This window comes from Yersinia sp. Marseille-Q3913 (genome assembly GCF_963892745.1).
GTDB classification, from domain to species: Bacteria; Pseudomonadota; Gammaproteobacteria; order Enterobacterales; family Enterobacteriaceae; genus Yersinia; species Yersinia bercovieri.
In genome coordinates this window covers 1-1,259 of the sequence record NZ_CAWQAF010000073.1, presented here as the reverse complement: position 1 = coordinate 1,259, position 1,259 = coordinate 1, and the positions used below count along the sequence as shown (strand labels likewise).

The window sequence follows — 1,259 nt, the reverse complement described above, 5'->3', positions numbered from 1 at the left end:
CGTGGGCTTTACGGTTGATGTGGCAAATCGGTTAGTTACCGTTGATCACTCGCATAATAACTACAGCGTGACAACCCCGGCAGGGAATCCAACGGTTTTAACCCTGTCAAATGGCTTAAAGGTCACATCAATCTTTTCTCGGACAAAAGGTAAAAAGGGTAAGCGTGGAGTGAAAGATCCGCCGGGTGATAACAGCCCGATGTTGTACGCGCTAAAGGGAATGCACCAGCTCCAGACCACACGCCGCGCAGTGATGGATTTGCCCGTGTACGTTGCTGCTGGTTTCCAATGGGACTGGCTCTTGCCACTACCATCTTCAAGCAATCTCACGGCTTTGTTTGCCAATAGGGTATGTTCGAGGAGCGGTGTTGGTGTTTGTCATCACGGTGCTATGGTAAAAATAAGCGCTCAACAGGTGCTAAAGAACCTGGAAGCGCTCCAGATTAAAGCTACCGACCGTTCTGCTATTCGTGAGGCTGTGAACCGTTTCATTAAGTACAACAGCCCTCAGACGGCGTTCCAGATTAAAGCTATCTCACGAACGTCTCTGCGCCCATATATTAATCCACTTATGTGGGGGCACTTACCTGCGGTAGTACCGCCGCGTAGGGTACTTTTGATTGATGATATGGTGACAACTGGCACGTCATTAGTTTGTGCCAGCGACATCCTTCGGCATCGCTACCCGACAGTGCAGATCGAGGCTTTAACGCTGTTTGGCTCAACAAAATGATAAGTAAGTATGTGACAATTTTGCCGGTACAATTACTTGCATTATATGTGTGGAATGGCTAGTATTCATCTCAGAGCCAGACAAATAAGTGCAAACTGGGTTTGGTTTTAGAGCTGGTATGAGTGGCCCTGCTCTATAAATTATCGAACGTCACCCGCGCTGCGCCCGTGTACGGCCAGATCGTAAGGATCAGAATGTACACACACTTCGAGAGCGGAGAAGTCAACCAAACAAGGTTGTAAAAAAATACTAATTCAAATTTGCAGTACCTGTTATGACAAAGGACATCCGAAAGGATGTCCTTTGTCATTTCTGGCATTTGGATCAACCCTGAAAGCAGAACAACACGCGCACTTCATCATTCACACTCAAGGCTTTCAGCGCGTCCAGGTGCAGGAAATACCTTTCACCCAGAAAATCACGGTAAGTGACGGTTTCTGGCGGTTCGGTCCGCTGGTCTGTAAACGTCTGGTCATAGTCAAACTCCGTCAGCACTGATGCGCTCAACCAGGAATATCCGTAACAG

2 protein-coding genes are annotated in these 1,259 nt (G+C 48.0%); one reads left to right on the top strand and one right to left on the bottom strand.

Annotated features, from left to right (window positions below; genetic code table 11):
- A partial coding sequence (locus tag AACW11_RS18155) for a phosphoribosyltransferase (protein ID WP_249192973.1) occupies positions 1-733 on the top strand: 733 nt, incomplete at its 5' end.
- 324 nt (positions 734-1,057) lie between these two features.
- On the opposite strand, the gene AACW11_RS18150 is transcribed toward AACW11_RS18155, so the two are convergent.
- Positions 1,058-1,259: hypothetical protein (locus tag AACW11_RS18150; protein WP_212587048.1), on the bottom strand; the 202-nt coding region annotated here is incomplete at its 5' end.